Here is a 13,126-nt window from a genome sequence, read left to right as displayed (position 1 = left end):
TCATGGACGATAACTCCAGCATTCGAGCGTCCGCAGCCGCCGGAGCCACCGGCACCGGCGGACCGGCCGCGCCCGCTGCCCGCGCCGCGCTGCTCGTCCTCGCCGACGGCCGGTTCCCCGCCGGTGGTCACGCCCACTCCGGCGGGGCAGAAGCGGCCGTCACCGCGGGCCGGATCCGCGACGCCCGGGATCTGGAGGCATTCTGCCGGGGGCGGCTGCACACCACGGGTCTCACCTCGGCGGGGCTCGCCGCCGCGGCTGCCCTCGGTCTCGATCCCCTCGCGCTCGACGCCGCCGCCGATGCCCGTACCCCCTCACCCGCCCTGCGGGCCACCGCCCGCAAGCTCGGCCGCCAGATGATGCGCGCCGCCCGCTCCACCTGGCCGAGTCCCGAACTGGACGCGCTCGCCGCGGCGTTCCCGCGCGGCACCCACCAGCCGATCGTCCTCGGGCTCGCCGCCCGCTCCGCCGGACTCGGCCCCGAGGACGCCGCGCACTGTGCCGTGTACGAGTCGGTCGGCGGACCGGCCACCGCCGCCGTACGCCTCCTCAGCCTGGACCCCTTCGAGGCCACCGCCGTCCTCGCCCACCTCGCACCCGCCCTGGACGAGGTCGCCGCACAGGCCGCACGCGCCGCGCGCGACGGTGTCGACGCACTGCCCGCAGCGTCCGCCCCGCTGCTCGACATCACGGCGGAGGCGCACGCCGCCTGGCCCGTTCGCCTCTTCGCCTCGTAAGCCTTCAAGGAGCCGCACCATGCATCTCGACCACTCGCCCTCGGGCCCGGCAGCCGTGAGTGCCGACGCCGTACGCCCCGACGGCAGCCGGCGCGCCCTGCGCATCGGGCTCGGCGGACCGGTGGGCTCCGGCAAGACCGCCACCGTCGCGGCGCTCTGCCGCGCCCTGCGCGACCAGCTGTCCATCGCCGTCGTCACCAACGACATCTACACCCGCGAGGACGCCGAATTCCTGCTCCGCAACGCCGTACTGCCGCCCGAGCGCATTCAGGCAGTCGAGACCGGAGCCTGCCCCCACACCGCCATCCGCGACGACATCTCCGCCAACCTCGAAGCCGTCGAAGACCTGGAGGAGAGCGTCGGTCCGCTCGATCTGATCCTCGTCGAGTCCGGCGGCGACAATCTCACCGCAACCTTCTCCAAGGGCCTCGTCGACGCCCAGATCTTCGTCATCGACGTCGCGGGCGGCGACGACATCCCGCGCAAGGGCGGCCCCGGTGTCACCACCGCCGATCTGCTCGTCGTCAACAAGACCGACCTCGCGCCCCACGTCGGCTCCGACCTCGGCCGGATGGCACGCGACGCCAAGGAACAGCGCGGCGAACTCCCCGTCGCCTTCACCTCGTTGAAGGGCGAGGACGGCGTGCGCCCGGTCGCCGACTGGGTGCGCGACCGGCTGGCCGCCTGGACCGCATGAGCATCCAGGCAACCGCCCGTGTCGTCGCCACCCGCGACGGCCTGCCGGTACTGACGGGCGACGGACCGCTCGCCCTGCGCCGCACGCGCGCCGTAGGCCCCTGTGTCCGTGTCACCGTCGTCGGCGCGATGAGCGCACCGCTCGGTGGCGACCGGCTGGCCATCGAGGCGGAGGCGGCCGAGGGTACGCGGCTCCACATCGACTCCGCCGCGGCGACCATCGCGCTGCCCGGCCGCACCGCTGAACAGGCCCATTACGACGTGTCGTTGACTGTCGGCGAGGATGCCGAACTGCGCTGGCTGCCGGAGCAGCTCATCTCTGCGTACGGCAGCGATCTGCGGATGCGTACGCGCGTCGACCTGGCGGCGAGCGCACGGCTGGTGCTGCGCGAGGAACAGATCCTCGGCCGCTACGGCGAAGAGCCCGGCACTCTCGCGACCCGCCTCACCGTCCACCGCGCCGGACGTCCCTTGCTGGACCAGGAATTGAGCTACGGCCCCGGCGCCCACGGTGGCTGGGACGGCGGCGCGGTCCTGGCCGGCCATCGTGCGGTCGGTCAACTTCTCGTCGTGTACCCCGAGTTCGAGGAGAAGCCTGTCCAGTCACGGCTGTTGGACGAGTACGCGGTTCTGACACCGCTTGCCGGTCCCGCCTACCTGGTCACGGCCGTGGCGCCGGATGCCCGCCAACTCCGGTTCGTACTCGATGAAGTGCTGGACGCGGAACATCTTGAGCGGTGAGAACTCGGTCATTTTGGTGCACCGCTGAGCGGGACACTACTGACCGGTTATTGGTTCGGTAAAGAAACACCAGTGCGACCTGTTCCCGGCAGCCCCACAGACGAAAGGATCCCCGGAGAACTCGACAACAGTAAGGGGGAGTTCTACGTGAGACGCACAGCAGTGCTCGGCTCGGCCGGCACTCTGATCGCGGGCACCCTCATCACGGGCGCGATCACCGCACCGGCAGCCAACGCCACTGGCAGCCACAGCGGTTGGTCCGAGGCACGTGGTGTTCAGGTCGCCGCGGAGCGGGCCGCGAAGAAGGGGATCGACTGGGCGGACTGCCCGGCGGACTGGGGACTTGCCAAGCCCATCCAGTGCGGATGGGTGAGCGTGCCGCTCGACTACGCACGCCCCAACGGCAAGCAGATCAAGATTGCCGTCGACCGAATAGGCAACACGGGCACCAAGGCTGAGCGCCAGGGGTCCCTGGTCTACAACCCGGGCGGCCCCGGCGGCTCGGGCATGCGCTTCCCTACCCGGGTCACCAACAAGAACCCGCTCTGGGCCAACGCATCGAAGGCGTACGACTTCGTCGGCTTCGACCCTCGGGGTGTGGGCCACTCGGCCCCCATCTCCTGTGTCGACCCGCAAGAGTTCGTGAAGGCACCGAAGGCCGACCCGGTGCCCGACAGCGAGGCCGAAAAGCGCGCCCAGCGCAAGCTCGCCGCCGAGTACGCGGACGGGTGCGCCGAGCGCAGCGGCTGGATGCTGCCGCACATGACCACGCCGAACACCGCGCGCGACCTGGATGTCGTCCGGGCCGCCCTCGGCGAGCAGAAGCTCAACTTCCTGGGCGTCTCCTACGGCACCTACATCGGGGCGGTCTACGCGACGCTCTTCCCGGGCCATGTGCGCCGGATGATCGTCGACAGCGTCGTCAATCCCTCGCGGGAGAAGATCTGGTACGAGGCCAACCTCGATCAGGACGTCGCCTTCCAGATGCGCTGGAACGACTGGAAGGCATGGGTCGCCAAGAACGACGCGACCTTCCACATCGGGGACACCCCCGAGAAGGTCGAGCAGCAGTGGCTGAAGCTGCGGGCCACCGCCAAGAAGAGCCCCCTCGGCGGGGTCGTCGGACCGGCGGAGCTCATCAGCTTCTTCCAGAGCGCGCCGTACTACGACTCCTCCTGGGTGCCCGTCGCCCAGACCTGGAGCAAGTACATCGCGGGTGACACCCTGGCGCTGGTCGACGCAGCGGCGCCCGACCTGTCCGACACCAAGGGCAACATCGCCTCGGAGAACGGCAACGCCGTCTACACGGCCGTCGAGTGCGCGGACGCCAAGTGGCCGACCAGCTGGAAGAAGTGGGACCGGGACAACTCCCGGCTCCACAAGGACTACCCGTTCATGACGTGGGCCAACGCCTGGATGAACCTTCCGTGCGCCACGTGGTCGTCCAAGCAGCACAACCCGCTGTACGTGAAGACGGGCAAGGGTCTGCCGCCGGTGCTCATCGTGCAGTCGACCCGTGACGCCGCCACTCCCTTCGACGGTGCCGTCGAGCTGCACAAGCGCCTCAAGGGCTCGCGTCTGATCATCGAGAAGGACGCCGGTTCGCACGGTGTGACCGGTCTGGTCAACCCGTGCATCAACCAGCGGGTGGATGCCTACCTGGTCAGCGGCACGGTGGACAGCAGCGACGTGGCGTGCACCCCGCACGCCACGCCCAAGCCGTAGTCACAGCCGATACGGGTGGAGGGGCGGCCGGTTCCGGCCGCCCCTCCTTTCTGCCGCTCACGCCGCGCGCCCGCCGCTCAGCGGCACGGTTGCAAGCCCAGAGGCGTTCGCCGAGCCGATCCTCAGCTTCGTCGCCGCGGGAACTTCTTCGCCGGCTCCCGCTCTGCCTTGACCTCGGCGGCGTAGCGGTCCACGTACTCCTGGCCGGACAGTTCGAGGATCGCGTACATGATCTCGTCGGTGACCGCGCGGATGGCGGCCTTCTCGTTCTCCATGCCCTCGTACCGGGAGAAGTCCATCGGCTCCCCGAACCGCACGGTGACCCGCTTGATCTTCGGCAGGACCTGTCCCGGCGGCTGGATCTCGAAGGTGCCCACCATGGCGCACGGCACGACCGGCACCCTCGCCCGCAACGCCATCACGGCGACGCCGACCTTGCCCTTGTAGAGCCTGCCGTCGTGCGAACGCGTTCCTTCGGGGTAGATCCCCAGCAGCTCGCCCTTGCTCAGCACCCCGAGCCCCTCGCGGATCGCCGCCTGGCCCGCTTCCTTGCCGGAGCGGTCGACCGGGATCTGTCCGGCGCTGCGGAAGAAGGCGGCGGTCAGACGGCCCTTCAGGCCCGGCCCGGTGAAGTACTCCGCCTTGGCGAGGAAGGTGATGCGCCGCTTGGTGATCGCGGGCATCAGGAAGTGGTCCGAGAACGACAGGTGATTGCCCGCGACGATGGCCGCGCCCTCCGCGGGGATGTGCTCGAGTCCCTCGATCCTGGGCCGGAACAGCAACCGCAACAGCGGCCCCAGAATGACGTATTTGAGCACGTAATAGAACAATTGAGGGTGCTCCTCACTTGGTCCGGATCGGCTTCGGGGCTGCGTTGTGCCAGGTCATCGGGCACGCCGGGGGTGATCAGTCTAGGTGCAGGTCTTACCGGGCGTAAGCGTCTGACTCGGACTGGTGATGACGGGATGCCCACCGCCGTCTCTTGCTCCGGTCGGGCGATGTGTTGCGGTCTCGGCCGCCCGAGGTCAATCTTGTTGGTGACCCAGAAGCGACACTTGCTCACTCTTCGCACTCGGGGGTCCCTAGCCGAAGAGCTGACCAGGTCGCGGTGAGGAGTAACGGTCATGCATGTCACGGCCGCCTGCCGCTACACCTTGGAAGTGCAGGCATCGACAGAACGGATTCCCCAGATCCGGCGCATTCTCGCAGCGCATCTTCGGCACTGGAGTCTCGAGGACCACATCGCACCAGTCTGCCGCGCGGTCGACGAACTCGTCGGCAACGTCGTCCAGCATGTGAAGGGCGACAAGGCGTGCGTGGTGGAGCTGCGCTGGACGGGAAGGCACCTGATCGCATCCGTCGCGGACAAGGACCGCAGGATGCCGCGGGTGACCAGTTCCTCCCCCGCGAAGGGCGGACTGGCCACGGTCGCCGTGCTCAGCGACAGCTGGGGCACGTGCGGTACCGCCACCGGCAAGGTGATCTGGTTCAGCCGACGCGTCAAGGAAGTCCAGCGCGTCCTGCTTTCCGCAGGCGCTCCGATGCCCCCTGTCCGCGAGTTCAAGCCGCTGCCGAGGAGCCTGGCGCTACCGGAGGGCGAGGACGCCGCGGTGCCGCAGGAGGTACGCGAGCCGGACCGCGCGATCGCGGCCGCCGGGGTCGGATGACAGCAGGGGCCATGCGCAAGAGCCGTACGGGCGATTCGCACCGCCCGTACGCGCGCTCCGCCAACGCGGCCCCTTGTCCTCGCCGGCCTCCGCGGTTGTCCTGGCCTCTGTCCGGCCCGGCCCCTGCGTCGGGTCACGAGTCCCAGGAGCCCGGACGCACCGCAGTGCAGTCCTTGCCGCAGCAGCACCTGGCGAGGCCGCGCAATGGCACGGCACAAGTGCGCCGGCGCATCCGAACTCGACGCGCGACCGGGGACGTCTTCCGCTTCTGAGCGGTTCCGTCCCCGGTGCGCCGGGTCAGTTGCCGCGTGAAGCGATCACTCCGATCGTCACCAGGCCGAGCAAGACCCAGCCGAACCAGAGCCAGCCATTGCTTCCGAGTGCCGCCGTATAGGCCGTCACGACCACCAGGGTCCCGACGGTGAGCACTCCCATCGCCTTCGTGGATCCGGACATGCGCGCCCTCCTCCGACGGCCCGGCCGTCGACCTCATGGTCACCCGTGAGGCGGTCATCGCGCTACTGCCCGGTTACTGTCCGCGTGCCTGGAGCGAGGCGAGATACGCGTTGTACGCCTCGAGATCCTTGTCGCCGTCCCGGTCCGCGGCCCGGTCCGTGCGCTTGGCCTGCCGCTGTTCGGAGGCGTACCACTGGAAGACCAGAGCGATCAGCACCAGTACGGACGGGATCTCGCTGAAGGCCCAGGCGATACCGCCGGCCGCGTTCTGGTCGGTGAGCGCGTCGATGCCGAGGGAGGCCGGCGGATTCCTGTACGCGCTGATCATCGGCTCGGTCGCCATCATCAGAGCGATCCCGAAGAAGGCGTGGAACGGCATGCCCGCGAAGAGCTCCAGCATCCGGATCACATACCCCGGCCGGTGCGGACCCGGGTCGATACCCATGATCGGCCAGAAGAAGACGAGGCCCACCACGAGGAAGTGCACCATCATCGCCACATGCCCGGTCTTCGACTCCATCAGGAAGTCGAAGAGGGGGCTGAAGTAGAGCCCGTACAGGCTCGCGATGAACAGCGGGATCGTGAAGGCGGGGTGCGTGACGATCCGCATGTATCGGCTGTGCAGCAGGGCCAGGAGCAGTTCGCGCGGCCCCTTGCTGCCGCGACGGCTCGCGACCGGCAGGGCGCGCAGCGCCAGCGTCACCGGCGCCCCGAGCAGCAGCACGATGGGGGAGAGCATGCTGATGACCATGTGCTGCACCATGTGCACGCTGAACATGACCATGCCGTAGTCATTGAGCTTGGTGCACATCACCAGGGCCACGCTCAGCACGCCGACCGTGAAGCAGATCGTCCGGCCGACCGGCCAGCTGTCCCCGCGCCTTCGCAGCCGCAGTACGCCCCAGCCGTACAGCGCGAGAGCCAGCACGGAGCCGACGAGGAAGAACGGGTCCGGTGAGTACTCGAGTCCCCGCCCCAGCGTGAACGGCGGCAGATCCATCGTCATGCCGTGCCCGCTGTGATCCATCCGTCCGCTCCCGATTCGCGCCTGTTGTCCGGACCAGACTAGAACCGCCCCCGGCCGCTGCTGCGGCCGGGGGCGGTTCCAGTCGTACGCTCGTGCGTCACATCACGCACTCGGCCTCGGCATAGCGCTCGGCCGGGACGGTCTTCAGCGTCTCCACGGCCTGGGCAAGCGGCACCATCGTGATGTCCGTGCCGCGCAGCGCCGTCATCATGCCGAACTCGCCGCGGTGCGCGGCCTCCACAGCATGCCAGCCGAAGCGGGTGGCGAGCACACGGTCGTACGCGGTCGGAGTTCCGCCGCGCTGGACATGGCCGAGGATCACCGGACGGGCCTCCTTGCCGAGGCGCTCCTCAAGCTCGATGGACAGCTGCCGGGCGACGCCCGCGAAGCGCTCGTGGCCGTAGACGTCCTTGCCGCCCTCGTCCCACTGCATGGAGCCCTCACGCGGCTTGGCGCCCTCGGCGACCACGACGATCGCGAAGCGCTTGCCCGCCTCGAAGCGTTCGCCGACCCGCTTGGTCAGTTCGCCGATGTCGAAGGGACGCTCGGGCACCACGATGGCGTGCGCGCCCGCGGCCATGCCGGAGTGAAGTGCGATCCAGCCGGTGTGGCGGCCCATGACCTCGACGATCAGCACCCGCTGGTGCGACTCGGCGGTGGTCTTCAGCCGGTCGAGGGCCTCGGTGGCGACGCCGACGGCCGTGTCGAAACCGAAGGTGACGTCCGTCGACGCGATGTCGTTGTCGATGGTCTTCGGTACGCCCACGATCGGCAGCCCGCCCTCGGAGAGGAGGTTGGCGGCCTTGAGGGTGCCCTCGCCGCCGATCGGGATGATCGCGTCGAGACCGAGCTCGGCGACATGCCCCTTGGCCCGCTCCACACCGTCGCGCAGATGCGCGGGCTGGACGCGGGAGGAGCCGAGAATCGTGCCACCACGGGCCAGGATGCCGCCGACCGCGTCAAGGTCCAGCTTGCGGTAGTCGCATTCCAGAAGGCCCTTCCACCCGTCGTGGAAGCCGATGACCTCGTCGCCGTGGTCGACGACCGCGCGGTGTACGACGGAGCGGATGACGGCGTTCAGACCGGGGCAGTCGCCGCCGGAGGTGAGCACACCAATGCGCATAGCCCGAAATACCTTTACAACGTGGGCAGAGTCCCGGACCACGTCGTCCGGTCGGATCCCCGCCACCCTACCGGCGCTGGGTGACGGGGCCGAACCGGATGTCCGACTGGTGGACGTCAGCTTTCTGTCAGCCCGGCTGTCAGAGGGTTGCGGTCAGGCGGGCTGGGTCGCGGACGCGATGCGCTCGGCGCGCAGCGCCTCGTACCACCGGTCGTCCGTCGGCGGCAGCGCGTTCACGTCGAGGGCCAGCTTGAGCAGCAGATCCGCGATCTGCGGATTGCGGGCCATCACGGGGCCGTGCATGTACGTGCCGAAGACGGTCTCGTTGTACGCGCCCTCGGTGCCGTCGCCGGTGCCGTTGCCGCGGCCCAGGACGGTGCGGGCGAACGGGCGGGCCGTCGGCCCGAGATGCGTGATTCCCTGGTGGTTCTCGAAACCGGTCAGCTGCGGCAGACCCAACCGCGGGTCGATGTCGGCCAGTACGTCACCGACGCACCGCTCGCCCTCGCCGCGCGTGGAGATCACATCGATCAGGCCCAGGCCGGCCTCGCGCTCACCGAGGTCGTTGATGAACTCGTGGCCGAGGATCTGGTAGCCCGCGCAGACAGAGAAGATGATCGCGCCGTTGGACGCGGCCCGGCTCAGCCCGCCGTCGCGGCGCAGCCGCTCGGCCGCGAGCCGCTGCGGCCGGTCCTCGCCGCCGCCGATCAGATAGATGTCGCCGGAGGTGGGGACCGGCTGGTCGCTGCGTACGTCGATGCGCATCACATCCAGGCCGCGCTGCCGGGCCCGGCGCTCGACGACCAGCGCGTTGCCCTGGTCGCCGTAGGTGCTGAGCAGGTCCGGGTAGACCCAGACCAGACGCAGGCTGTTGTCGCTCATGCTCATAAGTCCTTTTCGGGGTCCGCGGGTCAGTTGCCGACGCGGCGGCGCACGTCCTGGAAGGCGGTGTAGTTGGCGATCAGCTCGATCCGCCCGGGCGGGGAGAGCTGCACGGCCTCATCGACGCTCTCGCACACCCGGAAGTCCAGGCCCGCGACTTCGAGTCGCACCGCCAGGTCCAGCCGGCGGTCGCCGATCACGAAGATCGGGTGACCCGCGAGCCGGGTGTAGTCGACGTCCCAGAGCCAGGAGGTGTCCGTGCCGTCGGCGCCGCGGGCGTTGACCGAGAGGATGACCGGGGTCGGCGGCGGGTCGATCAGGGAAAACGTTTCGAGCCAGCCCGCCGGGTTCTTCGCCAGCAGCAGCCGCAGGTCGCGGCCGAGGAAGGAGACGACGTCATAGCGTCCCGCGACGGCCTGCACGGAGTACATGCGCTCCAGGGCCACCTGCGGCGGCACGCCGAAGCAGGCGGCGACCGCGGCCGAGGTGGCGGCGTTCGCCTTGTTGGCGCGGCCGGGCAGCTGGAGGTGGATCGGCCAGGCCGAGCCGTGCGGGTCGAGGACATGGTCGCCGCTGAGCACCCAGCTGGGGGCGGGACGGCGGAACCCGCACGCGCCGCAGAACCAGTCGTCGCCGGGGCGCTGCATCACACCGCCGCAGGACGGGCAGGACCAGGCGTCGTCCTTCCATTCCTGGCCGGCGGCCACCCATACGACGTTGGGCGAGGAGGAGGCGGCCCACACGATCAGCGGGTCGTCGGCGTTGGCGATGACCATGGCCTTCGTACCGGCCAGACCCTCACGCCACCTCTCGGCCAGCATCCGGGTCTCGGCCGCGCGGTCCAGCTGGTCACGCGACAGATTGAGCAGCGCGATCGCCTTGGGCGTCACATCTCGGGCCACGCCCGCGAGGTACTTCTCGTCGACCTCGATCACACCGAACTTGGCGTCGGAGCCACCGGCCAGCGCCGAGGTGATGCCCGCGGGCATATTGGCGCCGAGCGCGTTGGAGACGACCGGTCCGCTGGCCCGGAGGGCCTCGGCGATCAGCCGGGTCGTCGTGGTCTTGCCATTGGTCGCCGACACGAGGACGACGTCCAGGTGCTGCGCCAGCCGCCCCAGCAGATCGGGGTCGAGCTTGAGCGCGACCCGGCCGCCGATCACCGATCCGCTGCCGCGTCCGGCGGCGCGCGACACCGCCGCGGCGGCCTTGCCTGCCGTCACGGCCAGCTTGGCGCGCGGCGTCAGGGGCTCCGAGTTGCCTGACATCGTCCTTGATCCTCCTTGCATCGGTCCGGCCCAGCCTATCGAGGTCCGGCCAGGCGCCCGTACGGCGGCACCGCCGGAGAATGTGGAGGTCGTGGCGGACCGTACTCTTACGGCCATGCGAAACCGGCCCATCCCCGGCAGTTCTGGACTCGTCAAGGCCATGAGCCTGCTCGGGGATCCGTTGCTGCACGCCCCCTGTGAGCCCGTCACCGACTTCTCGCCCGCGCTGAAGCAGCTGGTCGAGGACATGTTCGCGACGATGTACGCGGCGCAGGGTGTGGGCCTCGCCGCGAACCAGGTGGGCGTCCCTTTGCGGGTGTTCGTCTACGACTGCCCCGACGACGAGGACGTCCGCCATCTCGGACACATCGTCAACCCGCGTCTGGTGGAGGCTGACGGGGTCACCGTGCGCGGACCGGAAGGCTGTCTCTCGCTGCCCGGCCTCGAAGCCGGGACGGAGCGTTTCGACCACGCGGTGGTGGAGGGCGTCACGGTGGACGGCGAGCCGGTGCGGGTGGCCGGCACCGGGTTCTTCGCGCGGTGTCTTCAGCACGAGTGCGACCACTTGGAAGGGCTGGTGTACACGGACCGGCTGACGGGGTGGCGCCGGGCGAGGGCGCTGCGGGCGGCGCGGCGGGCGAAGTGGGGGTAGGTCCGGGGGCAGGCCCCCAGATCTCATATGCGGCCTTGGGCAGCATGTCCTCGCCCCAGTCAGAAACCGGGCCCCCCAGCGCGGTCGGCCGCCGCGGCCAGGCGGCCCCAGAGCAGGTCCGCCAGGCAGCGGACCAACTCCGCCCGGGAGCACGGGCGTTCACCCAGCCACCAGTCCCCGGCCGCGTGCATCATGCCGACGATGCCGTGGCCCCACACCCGGGCCAGCTGTTCGCTGCCCGGTCCGAGGTCGACCCGGTCGTGGATGACCTTCGCCAGCTCCTCACCGAGCCGGCGCAGCAGCGGCGCCGAGTGGCGGCCCACGTCGAAGACCGCGTCCGAGACCGCGTCCGCGGGCTGGTGGTCCTCGGACGGGTGCATCAGAAAGCGGTACACCTGTGGCCGCGCCTCGATCGCCGCGAGATACGTGTCGAGCGTGGCCTCGACTCGTTCGCGCCGGTCGGCCGGGGCGTCAACTGCGGCCCGCAGCGCGTCGAGCAGCGCGTCGGTGTGGCGTTTGGCAAGGGCGCGGTACAGGCCACCCTTGTCGCCGAAGTGCCGGTACAGGATGGGCTTGGTGATGCCCGCTTCCGCGGCGATGGCGTTCATCGACGCCTGTGGCCCGTCCCGGAGCACCACCCGGTCGGCCGCCTCCAGCAGCTCCCGGCGCCGCTGGTCGGCAGTCCGCTGTTGGCCCGCCGCCTGCTGTGTGGTCTCCATAGATGTTTCTCCCCGCCCGAGCGATTGCGCGACGCCTGGGATTGCGTGGCGCCTGCGCAACGTAACACCATGCCGCTCCGGCCAGGGGATCGGGCCATGGCCGGTTGACACGGGCTACTTGCCGGTAACACACTCTGGTTACCGCAAGTAACATGCCGAGCGTCACCGCAGTGCTGGAGGGGAACATGGCCGAGTTCACGTTCGAGCTCAACGATGATCAGAAGCAGGTCCGCGATTGGCTGAACGGGTTCGCCAAGGACGTGATGCGCCCGGCCGCCGCGGAATGGGACGAGCGCGAGGAGACCCCCTGGCCGGTGATCCAGGAGGCGGCCAAGGTCGGAATCTACTCCCTCGACTTCTACGCCCAGCAGTTCTTCGACCCCACCGGACTCGGCATCCCCGTGGCCATGGAGGAGCTGTTCTGGGGCGACGCGGGCATCGGTCTGTCCATCGTCGGCACGGGACTCGCGGCCGTCGGTGTCCTCGCCAACGGCACCGAGGAGCAGATCGGCACGTGGATTCCACAGATGTACGGCGACGTTGACGACGTGAAGCTCGCGGCCTTCTGCTCCTCCGAGCCCGACGCGGGCTCCGACGTCGGGTCCATGCGCACCCGCGCCGTCTACGACGAGGCCACGGACGAGTGGGTGCTCAACGGCACCAAGACGTGGGCCACCAACGGCGGCATCGCCAATGTCCATGTCGTCGTCGCCGTCGTCGACCCGGAGATCGGCTCCAAGGGCCACGCCTCCTTCATCGTCCCGCCGCACACCCCCGGCCTCTCGCAGGGCCAGAAGTTCAAGAAGCACGGCATCCGCGCCTCCCACACCGCCGAGGTGGTCCTGGAGGACGTCCGCGTCCCCGGCCACTGCCTGCTCGGCGGCAAGGAGAAGCTGGACGAGCGTCTCGCCCGGGGGCGCGAGAGCGTGAAGAAGGGCGGCGAGCGCGTGAAGAACGCGGCGATGGCCACCTTCGAGGCGTCCCGCCCGGCCGTCGGCGCGATGGCGGTCGGCACCGCCCGTGCCGCGTACGAGGTCGCGCTCGACTACGCCATGACCCGCAGCCAGTTCGGCCGCCCGATCATCGACAACCAGGGCGTCGCCTTCCAGTTGGCCGACATGCGCACCCAGATCGATGCGGCACGGCTGCTGGTCTGGCGCGCCTCGTGGATGGCGGCGGCGGGCAGGCCCTTCGAGTCGGCCGAGGGCTCGATGTCGAAGCTGTTCGCCTCCGAGACCGCGAAGAAGGTCACGGCCCAGGCCATCCAGATCCTGGGCGGCAACGGCTTCACCCGCGAATACCCGGTGGAGCGCATGCACCGCGACGCCGCGATCTACACGATCTTCGAGGGCACCAGCGAGATCCAGCGTCTGGTGATCGCCCGCACCCTGTCGGGCATGCCGATCCGCTAGGTTTCTCCCCCGCTCCGGCGC

14 protein-coding genes are annotated in these 13,126 nt (G+C 69.7%); 7 read left to right on the top strand and 7 right to left on the bottom strand.

Annotated elements, in window-relative coordinates:
• The first annotated feature begins 2 nt into the window (after positions 1-2).
• From FBY35_RS22785 to FBY35_RS22770, 4 genes are all read left to right on the top strand, one after another.
• Complete coding sequence (locus FBY35_RS22785; protein ID WP_142215847.1) at positions 3-737, top strand: urease accessory protein UreF; 735 nt, start codon at positions 3-5, stop codon at positions 735-737.
• A gap of 19 nt (positions 738-756) precedes the next feature.
• The gene (gene ureG / locus FBY35_RS22780; protein WP_142215846.1) at positions 757-1,434 is read left to right on the top strand and encodes an urease accessory protein UreG; all 678 of its coding nucleotides are present in this window, start codon (positions 757-759) and stop codon (positions 1,432-1,434) included.
• Complete coding sequence (locus tag FBY35_RS22775) at positions 1,431-2,174, top strand: urease accessory protein UreD (RefSeq protein WP_142215845.1); 744 nt, start codon at positions 1,431-1,433, stop codon at positions 2,172-2,174. The genes ureG and FBY35_RS22775 overlap by 4 nt, the downstream gene beginning before the upstream one ends.
• A 147-nt stretch (positions 2,175-2,321) precedes the next feature.
• Positions 2,322-3,899: an alpha/beta hydrolase gene (locus FBY35_RS22770; protein WP_260848791.1), complete on the top strand. Its 1,578-nt coding sequence runs from the start codon at positions 2,322-2,324 to the stop codon at positions 3,897-3,899.
• Between the two features lie 122 nt (positions 3,900-4,021).
• On the opposite strand, the gene FBY35_RS22765 is transcribed toward FBY35_RS22770, so the two are convergent.
• Positions 4,022-4,729 carry a 1-acyl-sn-glycerol-3-phosphate acyltransferase gene (locus tag FBY35_RS22765; protein WP_142215844.1) on the bottom strand — a complete coding sequence of 236 codons (708 nt, stop codon included), beginning with the start codon at positions 4,727-4,729 and terminating at the stop codon, positions 4,022-4,024.
• A 294-nt stretch (positions 4,730-5,023) separates the two neighbouring features.
• Between FBY35_RS22765 and FBY35_RS37390 the strand changes: the two genes are divergently transcribed.
• A complete protein-coding gene (locus FBY35_RS37390; protein WP_260848790.1) occupies positions 5,024-5,566 on the top strand; it encodes an ATP-binding protein in 543 nt (180 codons plus the stop codon).
• 297 nt (positions 5,567-5,863) lie between these two features.
• Here FBY35_RS37390 and FBY35_RS36500 read toward each other — a convergent pair whose 3' ends face one another.
• The 5 genes from FBY35_RS36500 to FBY35_RS22740 form a co-directional block, all read right to left on the bottom strand.
• Positions 5,864-6,022 carry a hypothetical protein gene (locus tag FBY35_RS36500; RefSeq protein WP_186357038.1) on the bottom strand — a complete coding sequence of 53 codons (159 nt, stop codon included), beginning with the start codon at positions 6,020-6,022 and terminating at the stop codon, positions 5,864-5,866.
• A gap of 73 nt (positions 6,023-6,095) precedes the next feature.
• The gene (locus tag FBY35_RS22755; protein WP_142215843.1) at positions 6,096-7,049 is read right to left on the bottom strand and encodes a cytochrome c oxidase assembly protein; all 954 of its coding nucleotides are present in this window, start codon (positions 7,047-7,049) and stop codon (positions 6,096-6,098) included.
• 97 nt (positions 7,050-7,146) lie between these two features.
• On the bottom strand, positions 7,147-8,172 hold the full coding sequence (locus tag FBY35_RS22750; RefSeq protein WP_142215842.1) for a 6-phosphofructokinase: 1,026 nt from the start codon (positions 8,170-8,172) through the stop codon (positions 7,147-7,149).
• Between the two features lie 153 nt (positions 8,173-8,325).
• The gene (locus FBY35_RS22745; RefSeq protein ID WP_142215841.1) at positions 8,326-9,054 is read right to left on the bottom strand and encodes a type 1 glutamine amidotransferase; all 729 of its coding nucleotides are present in this window, start codon (positions 9,052-9,054) and stop codon (positions 8,326-8,328) included.
• A 29-nt stretch (positions 9,055-9,083) separates the two neighbouring features.
• A complete protein-coding gene (locus FBY35_RS22740) occupies positions 9,084-10,322 on the bottom strand; it encodes a MurT ligase domain-containing protein (RefSeq protein ID WP_142215840.1) in 1,239 nt (412 codons plus the stop codon).
• Between the two features lie 115 nt (positions 10,323-10,437).
• Between FBY35_RS22740 and def the strand changes: the two genes are divergently transcribed.
• Positions 10,438-10,974 (top strand): peptide deformylase, encoded by a 537-nt coding sequence (gene def / locus FBY35_RS22735; protein ID WP_142215839.1) that lies wholly within the window; start codon positions 10,438-10,440, stop codon positions 10,972-10,974.
• Positions 10,975-11,033: 59 nt separating this feature from the next.
• Here def and FBY35_RS22730 read toward each other — a convergent pair whose 3' ends face one another.
• A complete protein-coding gene (locus FBY35_RS22730) occupies positions 11,034-11,693 on the bottom strand; it encodes a TetR family transcriptional regulator (protein ID WP_142215838.1) in 660 nt (219 codons plus the stop codon).
• A 185-nt stretch (positions 11,694-11,878) separates the two neighbouring features.
• Between FBY35_RS22730 and FBY35_RS22725 the strand changes: the two genes are divergently transcribed.
• The gene (locus FBY35_RS22725; RefSeq protein ID WP_142218112.1) at positions 11,879-13,105 is read left to right on the top strand and encodes an acyl-CoA dehydrogenase family protein; all 1,227 of its coding nucleotides are present in this window, start codon (positions 11,879-11,881) and stop codon (positions 13,103-13,105) included.
• Positions 13,106-13,126: the final 21 nt, after the last annotated feature.

The organism is Streptomyces sp. SLBN-118, assembly GCF_006715635.1.
Classification (GTDB): domain Bacteria; phylum Actinomycetota; class Actinomycetes; order Streptomycetales; family Streptomycetaceae; genus Streptomyces.
Note: the sequence above shows the minus strand (reverse complement) of the source record. Positions and strands in the feature narration are given on the sequence as shown.

What these genes read in the sequence shown, in the direction of transcription:
- FBY35_RS22785 (WP_142215847.1), top strand. Translation starts at nt 3, where the DNA reads ATGGACGATAACTCCAGCATTCGAGCGTCCGCAGCCGCCGGAGCCACC.
- ureG (WP_142215846.1), top strand. Translation starts at nt 757, where the DNA reads ATGCATCTCGACCACTCGCCCTCGGGCCCGGCAGCCGTGAGTGCCGAC.
- FBY35_RS22775 (WP_142215845.1), top strand. Translation starts at nt 1,431, where the DNA reads ATGAGCATCCAGGCAACCGCCCGTGTCGTCGCCACCCGCGACGGCCTG.
- FBY35_RS37390 (WP_260848790.1), top strand. Translation starts at nt 5,024, where the DNA reads ATGCATGTCACGGCCGCCTGCCGCTACACCTTGGAAGTGCAGGCATCG.
- FBY35_RS36500 (WP_186357038.1), bottom strand. Translation starts at nt 6,022, where the DNA reads ATGTCCGGATCCACGAAGGCGATGGGAGTGCTCACCGTCGGGACCCTG.
- FBY35_RS22755 (WP_142215843.1), bottom strand. Translation starts at nt 7,049, where the DNA reads ATGGATCACAGCGGGCACGGCATGACGATGGATCTGCCGCCGTTCACG.
- FBY35_RS22750 (WP_142215842.1), bottom strand. Translation starts at nt 8,172, where the DNA reads ATGCGCATTGGTGTGCTCACCTCCGGCGGCGACTGCCCCGGTCTGAAC.
- FBY35_RS22745 (WP_142215841.1), bottom strand. Translation starts at nt 9,054, where the DNA reads ATGAGCGACAACAGCCTGCGTCTGGTCTGGGTCTACCCGGACCTGCTC.
- FBY35_RS22740 (WP_142215840.1), bottom strand. Translation starts at nt 10,322, where the DNA reads ATGTCAGGCAACTCGGAGCCCCTGACGCCGCGCGCCAAGCTGGCCGTG.
- def (WP_142215839.1), top strand. Translation starts at nt 10,438, where the DNA reads ATGCGAAACCGGCCCATCCCCGGCAGTTCTGGACTCGTCAAGGCCATG.
- FBY35_RS22730 (WP_142215838.1), bottom strand. Translation starts at nt 11,693, where the DNA reads ATGGAGACCACACAGCAGGCGGCGGGCCAACAGCGGACTGCCGACCAG.
- FBY35_RS22725 (WP_142218112.1), top strand. Translation starts at nt 11,879, where the DNA reads ATGGCCGAGTTCACGTTCGAGCTCAACGATGATCAGAAGCAGGTCCGC.